The organism is Bradyrhizobium mercantei (assembly GCF_001982635.1).
In the GTDB taxonomy this organism is placed as follows: Bacteria; Pseudomonadota; Alphaproteobacteria; order Rhizobiales; family Xanthobacteraceae; genus Bradyrhizobium; species Bradyrhizobium mercantei.
In genome coordinates, this window is record NZ_MKFI01000001.1 from 890,991 (window position 1) to 908,666 (window position 17,676).

The 17,676-nt window shown below is 64.3% G+C and carries 16 protein-coding genes; 9 read left to right on the forward strand and 7 right to left on the reverse strand.

The window, feature by feature from the left end:
* The first annotated feature begins 79 nt into the window (after positions 1-79).
* On the forward strand, positions 80-2,437 hold the full coding sequence (locus BI327_RS04380) for an Orn/Lys/Arg family decarboxylase (RefSeq protein WP_076858525.1): 2,358 nt from the start codon (positions 80-82) through the stop codon (positions 2,435-2,437).
* An 18-nt stretch (positions 2,438-2,455) separates the two neighbouring features.
* Positions 2,456-3,016: a GNAT family N-acetyltransferase gene (locus BI327_RS04385; protein ID WP_076858526.1), complete on the forward strand. Its 561-nt coding sequence runs from the start codon at positions 2,456-2,458 to the stop codon at positions 3,014-3,016.
* A gap of 358 nt (positions 3,017-3,374) precedes the next feature.
* On the opposite strand, the gene BI327_RS04390 is transcribed toward BI327_RS04385, so the two are convergent.
* On the reverse strand, positions 3,375-3,596 hold the full coding sequence (locus BI327_RS04390) for a dodecin (RefSeq protein WP_076858527.1): 222 nt from the start codon (positions 3,594-3,596) through the stop codon (positions 3,375-3,377).
* Between the two features lie 238 nt (positions 3,597-3,834).
* Between BI327_RS04390 and BI327_RS04395 the strand changes: the two genes are divergently transcribed.
* Positions 3,835-4,416, forward strand: a complete 582-nt coding sequence (locus BI327_RS04395) for an HdeD family acid-resistance protein (RefSeq protein WP_076858528.1) — start codon at positions 3,835-3,837, stop codon at positions 4,414-4,416.
* A 165-nt stretch (positions 4,417-4,581) separates the two neighbouring features.
* Here BI327_RS04395 and BI327_RS04400 read toward each other — a convergent pair whose 3' ends face one another.
* Together BI327_RS04400 and BI327_RS04405 are read right to left on the reverse strand one after the other, a co-directional pair.
* Positions 4,582-4,968, reverse strand: coding sequence for a COG4315 family predicted lipoprotein (locus BI327_RS04400; RefSeq protein ID WP_076858529.1), 387 nt, complete (start codon positions 4,966-4,968; stop codon positions 4,582-4,584).
* A gap of 215 nt (positions 4,969-5,183) precedes the next feature.
* Positions 5,184-5,924, reverse strand: coding sequence for a bestrophin-like domain (locus BI327_RS04405; protein ID WP_083741920.1), 741 nt, complete (start codon positions 5,922-5,924; stop codon positions 5,184-5,186).
* Positions 5,925-6,102: 178 nt separating this feature from the next.
* Here BI327_RS04405 and BI327_RS04410 point away from each other — a divergent pair, with 178 nt between their 5' ends.
* Positions 6,103-7,047: an ornithine cyclodeaminase family protein gene (locus tag BI327_RS04410; protein ID WP_076858530.1), complete on the forward strand. Its 945-nt coding sequence runs from the start codon at positions 6,103-6,105 to the stop codon at positions 7,045-7,047.
* Between the two features lie 86 nt (positions 7,048-7,133).
* On the opposite strand, the gene coaA is transcribed toward BI327_RS04410, so the two are convergent.
* From coaA to BI327_RS04430, 4 genes are all read right to left on the reverse strand, one after another.
* Complete coding sequence (coaA, locus tag BI327_RS04415) at positions 7,134-8,066, reverse strand: type I pantothenate kinase (protein ID WP_076858531.1); 933 nt, start codon at positions 8,064-8,066, stop codon at positions 7,134-7,136.
* A 233-nt stretch (positions 8,067-8,299) separates the two neighbouring features.
* Positions 8,300-10,558, reverse strand: coding sequence for a xanthine dehydrogenase family protein molybdopterin-binding subunit (locus tag BI327_RS04420; protein ID WP_076858532.1), 2,259 nt, complete (start codon positions 10,556-10,558; stop codon positions 8,300-8,302).
* Positions 10,555-11,037, reverse strand: coding sequence for a (2Fe-2S)-binding protein (locus BI327_RS04425; RefSeq protein ID WP_076858533.1), 483 nt, complete (start codon positions 11,035-11,037; stop codon positions 10,555-10,557). The genes BI327_RS04420 and BI327_RS04425 overlap by 4 nt, the downstream gene beginning before the upstream one ends.
* Before the next feature lie 4 nt (positions 11,038-11,041).
* A complete protein-coding gene (locus tag BI327_RS04430) occupies positions 11,042-11,902 on the reverse strand; it encodes an FAD binding domain-containing protein (RefSeq protein WP_076859196.1) in 861 nt (286 codons plus the stop codon).
* Between the two features lie 346 nt (positions 11,903-12,248).
* On the opposite strand from BI327_RS04430, the gene BI327_RS04435 reads away from it, so the two are divergent.
* The 5 genes from BI327_RS04435 (at position 12,249) to BI327_RS04445 (ending at position 17,628) form a co-directional block, all read left to right on the forward strand.
* On the forward strand, positions 12,249-13,859 hold the full coding sequence (locus tag BI327_RS04435; RefSeq protein ID WP_076858534.1) for an ABC transporter substrate-binding protein: 1,611 nt from the start codon (positions 12,249-12,251) through the stop codon (positions 13,857-13,859).
* Between the two features lie 345 nt (positions 13,860-14,204).
* Complete coding sequence (locus tag BI327_RS41480; protein WP_143271532.1) at positions 14,205-15,053, forward strand: hypothetical protein; 849 nt, start codon at positions 14,205-14,207, stop codon at positions 15,051-15,053.
* Positions 15,054-15,081: 28 nt separating this feature from the next.
* A complete protein-coding gene (locus tag BI327_RS41485; protein ID WP_159450405.1) occupies positions 15,082-15,342 on the forward strand; it encodes a MaoC/PaaZ C-terminal domain-containing protein in 261 nt (86 codons plus the stop codon).
* A gap of 434 nt (positions 15,343-15,776) precedes the next feature.
* Positions 15,777-16,415 (forward strand): pyridoxamine 5'-phosphate oxidase family protein, encoded by a 639-nt coding sequence (locus tag BI327_RS04440; protein WP_076858535.1) that lies wholly within the window; start codon positions 15,777-15,779, stop codon positions 16,413-16,415.
* Positions 16,408-17,628, forward strand: a complete 1,221-nt coding sequence (locus BI327_RS04445; protein WP_076858536.1) for an ABC transporter substrate-binding protein — start codon at positions 16,408-16,410, stop codon at positions 17,626-17,628. Before BI327_RS04440 ends, BI327_RS04445 begins: the two co-directional genes overlap by 8 nt.
* Positions 17,629-17,676: the final 48 nt, after the last annotated feature.

A 17,676-nucleotide genomic window follows, 5' to 3' on the forward strand; every position in this document is an offset into this window, starting at 1 on the left:
ATATCCTGCGACCCCCATTGTCATCTCTTTGTCATGAATTGTGCCGACACGTCAGCGCCGGTACAGATCGGGGACACGCATGGACTATTTCAAACGCTTCAACTTCCTGTTTGCCGCGCCGGTTTTCGAGGCCGATGACCTCGAGGGCATCCGCTTCAACCAGATCATCACCGAAATCGAGCGCTCCGGCTTCGAGGTGGTCCGCGCCCGCAAGCTGGAAGATGCCGAGATCGCGGTGCAGACCGATGCCGCGATCGGCTGCATGGTGGTCGACTGGGGCAAGAAGGGGCTCGAGGGCAAGACCGCGGCGCTGATCAATCTGATGCGCCGGCGCGGCCTCGATTTCCCGATCATCCTCCTGATCCGCCGCAAGCGGTTCGAGGACCTGCCGGTCGAGGTGCTCGATTTCATCGACGGCTACGTGTTCCTGTCCGAGGAGACCCCGCCCTTCATCGCCAAGAACCTGATCTCCAGGCTGAAGCAATATGCCGAGAACCTGAAGACGCCGTTCTTCGGGGCGCTGGTCGACTATGCCGAGGAAGGCAACCAGCTTTGGACCTGCCCGGGCCACAATGGCGGCGTGTTCTACAGCCGCAGCCCGATCGGCCGGGTGTTCGTCGAGCATCTCGGCGAAGCCGTGTTCCGCGACGACCTCGACAATTCCGTGCTCGACCTCGGCGACCTCCTCACCCATGAGGGACCGGCGCTGAAGGCGCAGAAGGAAGCGGCGCGGATCTTCGGCGCCGAGAAGACCTATTTCGTGCTCAACGGCACCTCGACCTCCAACAAGGTCGCGCTCGGCTCGCTGGTCACCGACGGCGACCTCGTGCTTTTCGACCGCAACAACCACAAGGCCGCCCATCACGGCGCGCTTCTGATCGGCGGCGGCATCCCGGTCTATGTGCCGACGGTGCGCAACGCCTGGGGCCTGATCGGCCCGATGCGCTGGGACCTGCTCGACGAGGGCACGCTGCGCGACCACATCCGCAAGCACCCGCTGGTCAAGGACGAGAACGCCTGGAAGAAGGAGCGCCCGTTCCGCGTCGCGGTGGTCGAGCAGTGCACCTATGACGGCACCATCCACTCCGCCGAGATGATCCTGAAGCGGATCGGCCATCTCTGCGACTACATCCTGTTCGACGAGGCCTGGGCCGGCTTCATGAAATTCCACCCGATCTATGCCGGCCGCTTCGCGATGGGGCTCGCCAATCTCGGCGCCGAGGCGCCCGGCATCATCGCCACCCAGTCGACCCACAAGCAGCTCGCGAGCTTCTCGCAGGCCTCGCAGATCCACATCCGCGACCGCCACATCAAGGGCCAGAAGCGCCGGGTCGAGCACCGCCGCTTCAACGAAAGCTTCATGCAGCACGCCTCGACCTCGCCGTTCTACCCGATCTTCGCCTCGCTCGACGTCGGCGCGCAGATGATGAAGGGCCGCTCCGGCGAAGTCTTGTGGGACGACACGATCCGGCTCGGCATCGAGCTGCGCAAGAAGATCCGCGCGGTGAAGCGCGAGTTCGAGGAGAAGGAGACGCGTCCCGAGCGGCGCTGGTTCTTCGAGCCGTTCGTGCCGGATCGTGTGATGATCCCCGACGTCGCGCGCGAGAACGGCGTGCACAATGTCGCCTGGGAGACCATCTCGACCGACCAGCTCGCGACCAATCCGTCGTACTGGCAGCTCAACCCCGGCGAGACCTGGCACGGCTTCCCCGAGCTGACGTCGGGCTTTGCCATGACCGACCCGAACAAGCTCACTTTGCTGACGCCCGGCTTCAATCACGCCACCGGCGCCTATGCCGATCACGGCATCCCCGCGCCGGTCGTGGCGCAATATCTGCGCGAGAACCAGATCGTCGCCGAGAAGAACGACCTCAACTCCCTGCTCTTCCTGCTGACGCCCGGCGTCGAGGCCAGCAAGGCCGGCACGCTGGTGTCCGGGCTCGTGGCCTTCAAGAAGCTGCACGACGACAACGCGCTGATCGAGGACGTCATCCCCGAATTCTTCCGCCGCCGCCCGCAACGCTACAGCGGGGTGCGGCTGCGCGACCTCTGCGGCGACATGCACCGCTTCTTCCGCGACGGCGGCGTCAGCACGTTGCAGGCCAAGCAATTCCTGCCCGAACATCTGCCTGAGATCGCGATGTCGCCGCGCCAGGCAGCGCAATATCTGATCCGCAACGACGTCGACTATCTGCCGATCGACCAGATCTTCGGCCGCATCGCCGCGACGCCGTTCGTGGTCTATCCGCCCGGCATCGCCACCATCGTGCCCGGCGAGCGGCTGACGGAACGAAGCAAGCCGATGATCGACTATCTCAAGATGTTCGAGGCGAGCTTCAACGCGTTTCCGGGCTTCGAGGTCGAGGTCCAGGGCATCTACAAGGAGATTGACGAATCCGGCCGTGTCCGCTTCTACACCTATGTGGTCTCCGAATAAGGGAACGGTCAGTACGCAATGGAGAATGATCACAAGATCACCGTCCGTCCCTCCCGTGACAGCGACGTTGACGCGATGCTGTCGATCTACCGCTATCATATCCGCCACGGCATCGAGGAGAGCGTCGACGACTCAGGCACGCCCGAGCCCGACGATCTGCGCGACCGCCGCAAGAACCTGCGCAACACCCGCCTGCCGCATCTCGTCGCGGTGTGCGACAGCGAGGTGGTCGGCTACGCCTACGTCGTCCAGTTCCGCAAGCGTCCGGCCTACCGCTACACGGTGAAGCATTCGATCTATATTCACCATCGCTTCACCGGCAAGGGCGTCGGCGGCCGGCTGTTGCAGGAATTGGTCGACACCTGCGCCGCGGCCGGCTTCCGCCAGATGATCGGCTATATCGACAGCGACAACGCCGCCTCGCTCGCGCTGCACGACCGCTTCGGCTTCGCCCGCGTGGGCCATCTGCCTGGTGTCGCCTATCGCTACGGCCGCTGGTCCGACACCGTGATGGTGCAGCGCTCGCTCGCCGCCGGCGCCACCGCCCCGCCGCCGCCCCCGCCGCTGTCGCGGCGGTGATGGGCCCGGCTCCTTCCATTCGTCGTCCTGGCGAAAGCCAGGACGCATAACCACCGCATTCAGTGTGAACGGGATTGCGGCCCAGCATCGCCCAGCGATGAGCTTTCGGGGTAATGGGTCCTGGCTTTCGCCAGGACGACGATGAGGATGGTTGTCGCTTCAAGATGTCAAACACGCGGTGTCATCACCCGCTTTCGCGAAAGCGGGTGATCCAGTATTCCAGAGACAGCAGTGCTTGAATCGAGAGGCCGCGGCGTACTGGATCGCCCGGTCAAGCCGGGCGATGACAGATGAGGGTGGGATGGGTCTCTGCGCTCTACCCATCCTGCGGACTCGCAATGGCGGCAAGCAGCGCCGCCTACTCCAGCGTGAAGCCGACCCGCAGCGTCACCTGGTAGTGCCGGACCTTGCCCTCTTCGATATGGCCCCGCGTCTGCACCACCTCGAACCACTTCATTTCCCGGATCGTCTTTGACGCGCGGGTGACGGCGTTGTCGATCGCGGCCTCGATGCTCTTGTCCGATGATCCGACCAGTTCGAGTATCTTGTAGACGTGGTCCTTGTCGTGCGTCGTGGGCATGTCGACCTCCTCTGTGGATGCGCGATCCGGACAATTGGCAGTCTGATCCGGACACTCCGTCGTCTGGTGCAAACCGGCTGTCGTCGAGCGAATGCTGCGCGGCAGCAAGCCGATTGATTTGAATCAACGTGTCGCGGCGCCTTTGGTGCCACCTGCATTTGGTGCCACCTTGCACCTGCCCTTGTCGCCGCGATCACCTATGGTAGCATGGTTTGATCAAGTATTCGGGAGCGATACGATGTCCACAGCGTCCAGCTCACCCGCCACACCTCCTCACAGCCTCGGATCCGGGCTTGCCAACCTCCGCGCGAAATGGGGCTGGATCGTCGCCCTTGGCGTGATCTACCTGATCGCAGGCGTGCTCGCCTTCGGCAGCGTGTTGTTTGCCACCGTCGTCAGCGTGCTGTTCGTCGGCGCCATGATGATCGTCGCGGGCGCCGCCGAGATCGTGAACGCATTCCAGTTCAAGACGTGGGGCAAGTTCCTGTTCTGGCTGCTGCTCGGCGCGCTCTATGTCGTTGCCGGCTTCGTCACCTTCGAGAACCCGCTGCTCGCGGCGGCGACGCTGACGCTGTTCCTCGGCATCGCGCTGGTGGCCTCCGGCATCGTGCGGATCTTCCTCGCCTTCGGCATGAACTCGGCCGCGCCGTGGGGAATGGTCGCGATATCAGGCCTGATCACGCTGGTGCTCGGCGCCATGATCCTGGCGCACTGGCCGGTCTCGAGCCTCTACGTGCTCGGCATCTTCCTCAGCGTCGACCTGATCTGCGCCGGCGTGAGCTGGATCAGCATGGGCATGGCGCTGAAGCGCAGGGCGTAAGGCGCCCGGTTCGATTCGGCGAGAAGCCGTAGGGCGGGTTAGCCCAACGGGTCCGCGCGAAGCGCAGCCCGATGACAGGCTCCGGCGTGACCCGCCGCGGTGTGCCCGCGCGGAGAGACGGCGGGTTACGCTTACGCTAACCCGCCCTACATTCTTCCGTGGTCCTCAGGGCTGCGCGAGGTGCCAGGCGCCGTTTAGAAAACCGTCGCCGGTGATGTCGCCGGCCTTCTGGTCCTTGGCGAAGGTATAGAGCGGCTTGCCCTTGTAGGCCCACTGCTTGGAGCCGTCGTCGCGCGAGATGATGGTGTAGCCGCCTTCGGCCTTGTCGCTGGCCTCCGCCTTCAGCACCGGCCAGTTGGTCGCGCACGGCCCGTTGCAGGCCGACTTGCCGTCGCCGTCCTTGTCGAAGGTGTACAGCGTCATCCCCTTGGCGTCGGTCAGGACCGAGCCCTTCGCGGTGGTGCCGGTCTTGGTCGGCGGCGCGGCAAAGGCGGCGGACGCGAGCGCAAACGACATGGCGGTGGCGAGCGCGAGCGAGATCGATGTCTTCATGATGTCTCCTGTTCGAATGCAAATGGCTTGCATGCGTAGGACGCCTGAGGGCGCGCGCTATTCCGCCGGCGGCACGGAAAGAAATTTCGAGATCGCCAACTGTGAGAGGGGAATAAAGCCGAGGGCGGCATCAATACCACTGCGTAGCCCGGATGAGCCAACGGGGCGCGCGTTCGCGCGACCCGTTGGCTCATCCGGGCTACGGGGCCATCGCCCTACCGCTTGATCTCCTCGACCACGCGCACCAGCGGGCGGTCGGAGATCTGGATCGGACCGGAAAACGGCGTGCTCATCTCGAGGATCAGATAGATCGCGGCCGAGATCAGCGCCGCGGCGGCGATATAGGTCGAGACCACGACGGCGTTGCGCGGCGCGCGAAAGCCGAGCGTCGCGAACATCAGCGTCAGCCAGCCGACCAGGATGCAGATCAGCGGCGACGGAAACGAACCGTCGGACTGCTCGACGAAGGTCCAGCGCTGCTGCACCGCCTGCCGGTAGACCGACCGCGCGTCGTTCCACAGCGCGACCTTCTGCTCGTCGTCGAACCTGAGCTCGCGGAGGCTGTTGCCGACCTCGTCGAGCAGACGTTCGGACAGCTCGTTCGCCCGCGAGATCGGGACATCCTTGAGCACCTGCTCGACATAGGCGAGCAGCCGCTTGCGTGGCTCGTCGGCGCTGGGGCCGAGCGGCCGCATGCTGCGGTCGAGCAGGATCAGGTCGGTGGCAAAGACGTGCAGATTACGGTCGACCGCCACATAGGTGTTAGCGGCACTGTTCATCATCAGGCCGAGCAGCAGCGACGGCATGGTGACGAACAGGGTTGCGACCAAACGTACCGAGGTATTGGTCTCGTCGCTGCGGTGATGATCGGCGAGCCGGCCATGGATCGCCATGGTCGCAAGCGCGGCGCCACTCAACAGCATGAAGATCAGGACGGCGACGACGAATGCAACCACGGCTTGCGGAGACCTGCGAGAGAATCAGACGTGCAGGATAGCAAGTGCAGCGCAACGGTGCATGTCCGGTTGACTAGCCTTCCCCACGCGCTATCCAGTCCGGACCGGTTTTGGGCGCCCGGCGAGGAACGCAAGGGCGCCCTGGAGGAGCGCAACAGCGCCCTGGAGGAGATACCACGTGCATATTGTCGACGACAGCGAGGTCAACCGCGTCCTGAGCTTCCCGATCCTGATCGAGGCGATCGAGGCTGCGCACCGGCGGCCCAAGATCGCGGTGCACGACGGCTATCTCGGCGACGACAAGGGCCAGCAACTGGTGACGCGCAGCGCGGTCGATGCCGGCCGCTTCATGATGACCAAGCTCTACACCAGCTTTCCGGGCAACCTTGCCCACGGCAAGCTGCCGGCGGTGCAGGCAGTCTGCGTGCTGTTCGACGGCAATGACGGGCGGCCGCTCGCGGTGATGGACGCTGCCGAGATCACCCATTGGAAAACCGCCGCGGACTCCGCGCTCGGCGCCAAGCACCTCGCGCGGGTGGATGCCGAGACGCTGCTGGTGGTCGGCGCCGGCGAGATGGCGCACTGGCTGGTGCGCGGCCATCGCACGGTGCGGCCGTCGCTGAAGCGGGTGCGGGTCTGGAACCGGACGATCGAGCGCGCGCAGGAACTCGCCACGCTGCTTGAGGCCGATGGCATCGCCGCCGAGGCCATCACCGATCTCGACGCGGCGACACGCGAGGCCGACATCATCACCACCTGCACCCGCTCGCGCGAGCCGCTGGTCAAGGGCGCGAACCTGAAGCCCGGCGCCCATCTCGACCTGGTCGGCGGCTTCACCCCCGACACCCGCGAGTCCGACGACGAGGCGGCGCGCCGCGCGCGCGTCTTCGTCGACCGCCGCGAATCCGCGTTCGACGGCGTCGGCGACATCCTGCAACCGATTGCGAGCGGCGCGATCAAGGAGAGTGACGTGCTCGGCGACCACTACGACCTCGCCGGTGGTGCGGTCAAAGGCCGGCTGTCGGATAGCGACATCACCTTCTTCAAGAACGCCGGCGGCGGGCATCTCGATCTGATGACCTGCGAGACGGTGTTCGCGCGGCTGGGGAGAGAGCTAAGGTGAGCAGGTCAGTAGCCCGCATGAGCGAAGCGACATGCGGGACCACTCTTCCCGGATATCGCTTCGCTCATCCGGGCTACATCTCTGCTCTACGTCTCCCGTAACCAGACCTCGCCGATCGAATGGTCGGAGCGCTTGCGCAGCACGACGTCGGCCCGCGTCCGCGTCGGCAGGATGTTCTCCCGGAGATTGGCGCGATGATGCTCACGCCAGAGCCGGTCCGCGACCTCGCGCGCGTCGCTGGGCGGCAGGTCCCGGTAATGGTGGAAATAGGAGGCGGGGCTGCGGAACGCGGTCGGCTGCAGCCTGAGGAAGCGTTCGACATACCAGGACTGGATGTCGGCCTCGTCGGCATCGAGGTAGATCGAGAAGTCGAAGAAATCCGACACCACCACCGGCGCCGTGCCGCGCGCCAGCAGCACGTTGAGGCCCTCGAACACCAGAATATCCGGCTGCTGGATGACCTGGCGTTCCGACGGCACGATGTCGCCGATCAGATGCGAGTAGACGGGCAGCTCCAGCTCGGCTTCGCCCGCCTTGGCGGCCGCGAGGAAGCGCAGCATCCGCGGCAGGTCGTAGCTGTCGGGAAAGCCCTTGCGCCGCATCAGGCCGCGTTCCTCGAGCACGGCGTTCGGATGCAGGAAGCCGTCGGTCGTCACCAGCTCGACCCGCGGATGATCGGCCCAGCCGGCCAAGAGCGCACACAGCACGCGGGCGAAGGTGCTCTTGCCGACGCCGACGCTTCCCGCCAGCGCGATGATGTAGGGCGAATGGCGCGCCGGCCGGCCGAGAAACTCCGCCTTGACCTGCATCAGATTGCGCGCCGCGGCGAAATGCAGGTTCAACAGGCGCGTCAGCGGCAGGTAGACGTCCGAGACTTCGGCCGACGTGATCGGCCCGTTCAGGCCGCGCAACGCCGCAAGATCGGCGTCCGAGAGCGTCAGCGACGTGCTGGCGCGCAGCGCCGCCCAATCGCTCCGGCTGAAGATCATGTAGGCGGACAGCTCGTCGGGGTTGGTCATTCTCATCCGTCACGGTGAGCCTGATGCATCCGATCGATCTTGCCGAGGTACGGCCAGCTACGCAATCGCCCGTTGCCGCGGCTCGGTGGCAAACGAGCAAGGGAGTAGCCCGCATGAGCGAAGCGATATGCGGGACGATCTTCCCCGGATATCGCTTCGCTCATCCGGGCTACGCCGCTCGCCCGCCGGAAAGACGGCGGGTTACGGCTTTCGCCTGACCCGCGCTACGCTCCCTACTCCGCCGCCTGCTGCGTCGGTGCATCAAGCACTTCCGACACCTTCGGCGGCGACATCGGCAGGCTGTAGAAGCGCCTGCCGAGCGCGTTGTGCACGGCGTTGGCGACCGCGGCCATGACCGGCACCAGCGGCACCTCGCCGACGCCCTTGACGCCCTGCGGGTGCTTCGGGTTCGGCACCTCGACCAGCGCGCAGTCGAGCATCGGCAGATCGGAGCAGACCGGCATCCGATAATCGAGGAAGCCCGGATTATCGACCTTGCCGTCCTTGTTGTAGATGTACTCCTCGTTCAGCGCCCAGCCGATGCCCTGCGCGACGCCGCCCTGCAGCTGGCCCTCGACATAGCTCGGATGCACCGCGCGGCCGACATCCTGCACCGCCGTGTAGCGGATCACCCGGACGATGCCGAGATCGACATCGACCTCGACGTCGCAGATATGCGTGCCGAAGCCGCCTTCTGCGCCTTGGGTGTTGAGCTGCACGCTGGCGCCGATCGGGCCGCCCTGCGACGGCGCCTTCTCGGCAAGGTCGGCGAGCGTCAGCGGCTCGAACTGGCCGGCGTTCGGACTGACCGGATGCGCGGCGCCGTTCTCCCATTTCACGGCTTCAGGGTCGATCTCCCAGAGCTTCGCGGCGCGCTCGCGCAAGGTCGCGATCACCTTGTCAGCCGCCTGCGTCACCACCATCGAGGAGGCGAACAACACGCGGCTGCCGCCGGTGAGGTTGGAGAAGCCGACGGTCTGGGTGTCGCCGATGATGACGGAGACGCGCTTGTAGTCGATGCCGAGCAGCTCGGCGCAGATGTTGGCGATGCCGGCGCGCGAGCCGCCGATATCAGGGTGGCCGGTGGTGACGACGACGTTGCCGTCCTCGGTGATGTTGACCTGTGCAGAGGATTCGCCGCCGGCATTGAACCAGAAGCCGCTAGCCACGCCCCTGCCCTGCAACTTGCCGAGTGGCGCGGCGTAATGCGGATGGTTCTTCGCGGCTTCCAGCGTCTCGATATAGCCGATCCGCGGAAACACCGGGCCGTGCGCGGCCTTGGTGCCTTCCTTCGCCGCGTTCTTCAGCCGCAACGCCAGCGGATCCATCTTCAAGGCTTCCGCGAGTTCGTCGAGCACGCATTCGACCGCATAGGCGCCGATCGGCGCGCCGGGCGCGCGATAGGCCGCGACCTTGGAGCGGTTGGAACAGACATCAAAACCTTCCGACAGCACATGCGGGATGTCGTAGGGCGCGAAGCTGCACCCGACCGCGCCGCGGATCGGCGAGCCCGGGAAGGCGCCGGCCTGCAGATAGAAGCTGCCGTGCGCGGCGACGATGGTGCCGTCCTTCCTGGCGCCGATCTTGACCGTGCTCTTCGAGCCCGAGGTCGGCCCGGTGGCGCGCATCACCTCTTCGCGCGTCATCACCATCTTGACCGGGCGGCCCGATTTCTTGGCAAGCAAGGTCGCGAGCGGCTCGAGATAGACGATGGTCTTGCCGCCAAAGCCGCCGCCGATCTCGGCGGGGATGGCGCGGATGTCGCTCTGCGGGATGCCGGTCAGCATCGAGGTCATCGCACGCACCATGAATTGGCCCTGGCTCGACGACCAGATCGTGGTCTTGCCGTCGGCGGCAACCGAGATCAGGCAGGCATGCGGCTCGATATAACCCTGATGCACCGGGCGCGTGGTGAAGGAGCGCTCGATCACGATGTCGGCGTCCTTGAAGCCTTGCGCGATGTCGCCCTTCTTGGATTCGATGCGGCCCATGATGTTCGAGGGCTTGCCGTCGAATTTGTTGAACTCGTGCAGGATCGGCGCGCCGTCCTTGATCGCGTCGTCGATCTCGATCGCCCAGGGCAAAACCTCGTAGTCGACCTCGATCAGCTTGCAGGCCTCGGCCGCGATCGCTTCCGTGGTCGCAGCCACGGCGGCGACGGGATGGCCGGGGAACAGCACCTTGTCGCGCGCCATCACGTTGCGGCACATCCAGCGCATGTCCTGGATGCCGAGCATCACGGCACCCTTCTCGATCGTGAAGTCGACGATGTCGCGCGAGGTGACCACCGCCTTCACGCCGGGTAGCGCCTCCGCCTTGGCGGTGTTGATCGCCTTGATGCGGGCGTGCGGATACGGGCTGCGCAGCACCTTGCCCCAGATCATGCCGGGCATGGTGGTGTCGGCGGCAAACGCCGCGCGGCCGGTGACCTTGTCGACGCCATCGGGCCGGATGGTGCGCTGGCCGATCCATTTGTTGTTGACGACGTTCATGCGCGAGTCTCCCGCATTTCAGCCGCGGTCTCCATCACCGCGCGGACGATCTTGTCGTAACCGGTGCACCGGCAGAGATTGCCGGCGAGCCAGAAGCGGACTTCCTCTTCGGTCGGATTGGAATTCTTGGCGAGCAGCGCCTCGGAGGCGACCAGCATGCCCGAGGTGCAGATGCCGCACTGGAGCGCCGCGTGCTCGAGGAATTTCTGCTGCAACGGGTGCAGCGTCTCGCCCTTGGCCATGCCCTCGATGGTCCTGATCTCATGCCCCTCGGCCTCGGCCGCGAGCATCAGGCAGGAGCAGACCAGGCGGCCGTCGAGCGTGATCGAGCAGGCGCCGCAATCGCCGGAGGAGCAGCCTTCCTTGGAGCCGGTCAGCCCCAATTGCCCGCGCAACGCGTCGAGCATGGTCTCATAGGGCTCGCACAGGAATTCGACCGGCTCGCCGTTGACCGATGTGGTGACGTGCAGTTTCGGCATGGTGCTAGTGTCCTCCCGCGCGCTGGGCGGCGATCGCGGCGGTGCGCTTGAGCAGCACGCCGGCGGTTTTGGTCCGGTAGGCGATGGTGCCGCGCTTGTCGTCGATCGGACGGCAGGCGGCGCGGCATGCAGCGGCGGCGGCTTCCAGCGCCGCATCGTCGAGCTTCGAGCCGATCAGCGCCTGGGCTGCCGGCGCAACCAGCAGCGCAGTCGGCGCCACCGCGCCGAGGCCGACACGGGCCGCGGTGCAGACGCCGTCCTGCAAGGTCAGGCTGACGCCGATCCCGACCACCGCGATATCCATCTCGGTGCGCGGGATCATCCGCAGGTAAGCATCGCTCGAGCCTTTGGGCCGCGGCGGCAATGTGAAGCTGACCAGGATCTCGCCGGGCTTCAGGTTGGTGCGGCCCGGTCCGGCCGGCACGTCCTCGACTTTCATGTCGCGGCGGCCGCTCGGGCCCTGCACGGTGACGACGGCACCTGCCGCGATCATCGCCGGCACACTGTCGCCGGCGGGCGAGCCGTTGCAGAGATTGCCGCCGGCGGAGGCCCGGCCCTGCACCTGCTTGGAGCCGATCAGGTTCACGGCCTCGAGCACGCCGGGCCACACCTTGCCGAAGCGCGCATGCTCGGCGAGCTCCATGCCGGAGACGGCGGCACCGACGCGGAAACCGCCATCGGCGGTCTCGGTGATCTCGGTCATCTCGCCGATCTTCTTGATGTCGACGATCAATCCCGGCCGCACCAGGCCGGAGCGCATTTGCACCAACAAATCGGTGCCCCCTGCCATAATGCGGGCGGCACTTCCGGCGGCAGCAAATGCGCCAATCGCTTCATCAAGCGTGCGCGGTGCTACGTATCGGATATCGGTCATGACGGTTCTTTCGGTCTCCCTCGGCTGCTTGTTCCCTGGATGTGCGGGATATGGCCTTATTGCTGGCCGGCAGGACCACAAGCCTACACGCCGGATCAGGCCCCGAACAGCCTGCGAGGTGCGGCAGGAAGCGCAGGCTCCTATGCAGGATGCGGACTTGTGCGGTGCCGGCGCAGGCCGCGCGCCGTCTGTCGTCATCGAACGTTCACGTCACCAATCAGGAAACCCGGCGCCAAACCGGCGGCACGGCCCTTGCTTGCTTTGCGTCACGGATTGGTGAAGCATGCCGGTCGCTGTGGCACGCGTGCCGGCGCAACGACAGATCGGGAGACGGCGAATGGTCGAAGTTTCGCGCAGAACGCTCCTCAAGCTCGCGGCGAGCGTACCGCCGGCGATGGCAGCCCCGGCCATCCTCACGTCGCGCGCCGTCGCCGCGACCAAGGGCAAGACCATCACTGCCGTGATGCATTCGGACCTGCGCATCATCGATCCCGGCTTCACCACCGCCTACATCACCCGCGACCATGGCTACATGGTCTACGACACGCTGCTCGGCATCGATTCCAGCTTCAAGGTCCGGCCGCAGATGGCGGACTGGACGATCTCGGACGACAAGCTCACCTACACCTTCACGCTGCGCGACGGCCTGAAATGGCACGACGGTGCGCCGGTCACGGCCGAGGACTGCATCGCCTCGCTGAAGCGCTGGGCCACCAATGACGGCACCGGACAGAAGCTGATGGACTTCACCGCGACGCTCGAGCCAGCCGGACCCAGGACCATCGTGCTCAAGCTGAAGGAGCCGTATGGCCTGGTGCTGGAGAGCATCGCAAAGCCCTCCTCCTATGTCGCGTTCATGATGCCGAAGCGGCTCGCGGAGACGCCGCCGGGCAAGCAGATCCCTGAACAGATCGGCTGCGGCCCGTTCAAGTTCATTGCCACTGAATTCCAGCCAGGCGTCAAGGCGGTCTATGAGCGCAACGCCGACTACGTGCCGCGCAAGGAAAGGCCGGATTGGCTGTCGGGCGGCAAGGTGGCGAAGGTCGATCGCGTCGAATGGATCACGATGCCCGATGCGCAAACCGCGATCAACGCGCTGCAATCCGGCGACATCGATTTCCTCGAACAACCGTCGATCGATCTGGTGCCGGTGCTCGAGGCGAACTCCGATCTCACCGTGGGCGTGCTGAACAAGTTCGGCTTCCAGATCGAGGGCCGGATGAATTTCCTGCATCCGCCGTTCGACAACCCCAAGATCCGCCGCGCCGCGTTCCTGGCGATGAACCAGAAGGACGTGCTCGACGCCACCGTCGGCAATGCCAAATATTACGAGATCTGCGGCGCCTATTTCGCCTGCGACACGCCGCTCGCGAGCGACGTCGGCGCGGAAACGCTGATCAAGGGCAACGGCATGGCCGAAGCGAAGCAGGCGCTGGCTGCCTCGGGCTATGACGGCACGCCCGTCGTGATCATGATCCCCGGCGACGTGCAGACTCTGAAAGGACCGCCGACGGTCGCTGCGCAGCTGTTGCGCGCGGCCGGCTTCAACGTCGATGCGCAGGTGACGGACTGGCAGACCGTGGTCAGCCGCCGCGCCAGCCAGAAGCCGCCGAAGGACGGCGGCTGGAACCTGTTCTTCACTTTCACGGGTGCCACCGAAACGATGAACCCGATCGTCAACAACCAGATCGCCGCGAACGGCAAGCGCGCCTGGTTCGGCTGGCCGGAGAACGCCAAGATCGAACAGATGCGCGACGCCTACGCGCGCGCCACCACCCCCGAGGCGCAGAAACAGCTCGCGGTCGAGATCCAGCAGGAAGCCTACGAGCAGGTGATCTATATCCCGCTCGGCCAGTTCCGCCTGCCGAGCGCCTGGCGGAAATCATTGACCGGCGTGCTGGACGGCCCGGCGCCGCCGGTGTTCTGGAACGTCGACAAGACGGAATAGGCTATCGGCTTGTCCGCAGACTCGCGTCGCCTCTCCCGCTTGCGGGACCGCGCCAGCTCCGCGCAGCCAAAATATCGAAAACAACCCCATGCAAAGGAGCCGGCGGCCGCGGCCCGTCCGGACCACTTGACACGTCGGGCAACTCAGGAGCATATTTCCAATATTCCGAAATCGCGCTCCCGCTCGCCGGTGATGGCACCACCGGCGCCTTAACCTCGTCACCTTCCGCGCGGCATTGGCCCACGTTGCCTTTTGACCCAAACCAGACTCAGGAGTTGATCGTTCCTTGCTAAAAAGGGCAGTGTCGTCTCCTATCAAGCTGATTGTCCCTTGCGAGACGCACACGTGCCATATCACATAAGGTCAACTGACGAATTTGTCGAAGCCTGGACATCCTGGCACGTTAACTTTTCTGCCCACAGCACCAATACGAAAGAAGACGACCAATATCGCAAAGAGCTGCGCGATGGGATTCAACACTTGGCCGCCGGTGTGGGCTTGAATGCAACGTATACATGCCAGGAGTGGCCAAGAAATCGTGATGTCGAAAACTTGCTGCTGTACAACCCGCGCATAAGTAGCGAGGATTTCGGAAATCGTCAGTGTTTACGGTTCGAGAAAAGAACTGCCGCCAAACTACAGCCCTGCCCTCAGTTGCCAGACGCATATGTTCGTTACGAGGTCAGCAAGCAAATCGTTCCTTTCAAGGGCGATACGCTTGCCGAATGCGCTCCAGTAGCATGTCAAAAAATCGATCTACAAGACCCGGGACGACTTTGGAAAGTGCTGAAAGGAGCAAATTGGCACACAAGTGAACGGGGCAGCAACGGTGCCGAGCTTAAGGTGGACTTGGTTGTCTGGGCTCCCGAAAAAGTTAATCTTGTCGGTCGTATAAAAACAATTCTAGACGGGTTTCTCTCATCCCTTCACCATCGCTCCGAATCCGACCACGACCTTGAGGACGTAGTTGAGCGTCTCGTAATGAAGTATCGGTGGCAGGATCGGCAGGAAGTCCGTCGCTTGCTGATCCAAAACGAGTATGCCGTCCTCGGCAAATGCCATACACCAAAGTGCCATATCAGAAGCAAGCCCGGTAGCCTCATGTGGAGCCCGGACGATCACCGACTTTCGCACTGCCAAGTTGTCTACGAGACCTCGCCCGATTGGAGGATCGAAGGTCGCTTGTTTTTGTAGGTCTGGAGGTCACTCGTTTAGGCGGCTCATGGCCCGGACTGGTCGGCTCCAACCACACTTCCAAGTGCTCATGGGATTGGGTTGGGACGAGGTGAAACTGCCTAACCCGGTGCGCCCTGGTGATGAACTCGATCTGGAAATGACGGTTCTGGAGATGCGCGAATCGAAGTCAAAATCTGATCGAGGGATTGTCCGGAATCGAAATATCTTGCGCAACCAGAAGCGCGAAACCGTTCTCGAATGCATCTCCAACATATTTGTTGAGCGGCGGCCGAACGCGAGCGCCTAGCGGCTCGGATGCACAGAATGACTTCCGCTTCTGGCCCATAGCCGACATTCATTCAGACCGGCTTCGATTTGGTCTTTCGAGGGCCAAGCAGACGCCGTCCGCGCGCCCTATCTCGCATGCCAGCAGCGTCCGCCGATCACGACGCCCTCGGATGCGATCTTGCGATCACCCATCAGGCGCAATTTTTGCGGCATCAGGGTTTACCGATCAATTCTCGCGATCGCGCCCGATAATGACTTTAAGCACCAGAGCCATTGCGCGCGGGTGTTTTGCCCGTGAAACCGGGCGTCGTTCCCGACGTCTCCGGCAATCCACCCGGCAGCAAGCGGGCACAGGACGCATCGTCTTCAGGTCAATCGGCGAGAGCCCGGCGGCGCGCCGGTGCTATGCTGTCGTCTCACCCAACGCCCGCACATTGAAGCGCGAGGACGCTGATGGCAGCACGCGGATTCTACCACGAGGGGATGCTTGCGCTGCAGGAGCAGGCCGACGGCCGGCGCCTGGCCGAGTTCCTGGCCACCAGCGCCAGGCACAGCGAATTTTCCGAACGGGACGCGGCGCACATCACGTCGGCAAGTTTCTTCTTCATCGCGTCATCTCATGGCGATCATCCGGACTGCAGCTTCAAGGGAGGCGATCCCGGGTTCGTCAAGATCATCGGCCCGCATACGCTGGAATTTCCCGACTACGACGGCAATTTGATGTACCGGACGCTCGGCAATATCGCAGTGAATCCGAAGGTCGGGCTCCTGTTCATGACCTTCGATGGCAAGAGCTACCGGATTCGCATCAACGGCGACGCCGGCATTCATCGCGACGCCGAAAGCCTGAGGCGCCACCACGGCGCCAAGGCGGTGATCCGCGTCGAATGCCGCGACATCTATCCAAACTGTCCGCGCTATGTCCCCGATCTCGCCATGACGGCACGCTCCGCCTATGTGCCGCGCCCGGGCGAGACGCCGCCGACACCGGAGTGGAAGACGCTGCCGGAGGTCGTACCGCACCTGCCGCAGTCCGGCGCGCGGGGCGCCACGTCGTCAAGCCGGGACAGTGTTGGGCAACGCGATGCATAAAAACTGGTGCTGGCTGGCGGCCAGAGCGGCGATCACCGGCGTCAGCCTGTTTGCGGCCGCCAATGCGCTCGCGGAAAGCCGCAAATACGATCCCGGCGTAGGCGATACCGAGATCAGGATCGGGCAGACCATGCCCTATAGCGGGCCGGCGTCGTCAGTCTCGGTCATCGGCAAGCTGCAGGCTGCCTATTTCCGGATGATCAACGACCACGGCGGCGTCAACGGGCGCAAGATCAAGCTGATCTCCTATGACGATGCAGGTACTCCACCGAAGGCCGTCGAACAGACCCGCAGGCTCGTCGAAGGCGACGAGGTGCTGTTCACCTTCCAGACCCCCGGCACCGCCTCCAACGTCGCCGTTCAGAAATATCTCAACGACCACCATGTCCCGCAATTGTTCGTGGGCGGTCGCTCGACGCGTTTCGAGGATCCCGCCGACTTTCCATGGACCATGGGCTTCGCGCCGAACCTGCGGACCGAGATTCGCGTCTACGCGCGGTTCATCCTCGACAATTATCCGGACGCCAGGATCGGCCTGCTCTACCAGAATGACGAAAGCGGCAAGGACTATCTCGCCGGCTTGAAGGACGGGCTCGGCACGAAGGCCGCGCTGATGGTCGCATCCGAAGCGCCCTATGAAATGACCGACCCGACCATCGACTCGCAGGTGGTGCGGCTCAAGGCCGCCGGCGTCAACGTGCTGATCGACATGGCGGCGCCGAAGTTCGCCGCCCAGGCGATCCGCAAGGCGGCGGAGCTCGGCTGGAAGCCTGTTCATCTGCTCGGCGTCGGTTCGTCCTCGATCGACGCGGTGCTTGCGCCCGCAGGACTCGAGAACGCCAAGGGGCTGATCTCGGCGAGTTCCTTCAAGGAGGCCGCCGACCCGAACTGGGCGGACGATGCGGGCATGAAGAAATGGACCGCCTTCATGGCCACGTATTATCCGGAGGGAGACAGGAAGAGTATCTTCACGACCTATGGCTACAGCGCGGCCGAGCTCTTGGTGCAGGTGCTGCGGCAGTGCGGCGACGATCTCTCGCGCGACAATGTCATGCGCCAGGCGGCCAGTCTGAAGGACGTGAAGCTCGACCTGCTGCTGCCGGGCCTCTCCATCAACACCAGCCGCAGCGATTATCGCGTGGTCAAGGAGTTCCGGATGATGCGCTTCACCGGCGAGCGCTGGGAGCCGTTCGGCCCGATGGTCAAAGATTGATCATGCGGCGCTAGGAACACCGACAAGATCGAATAGGATAGTCGGCGC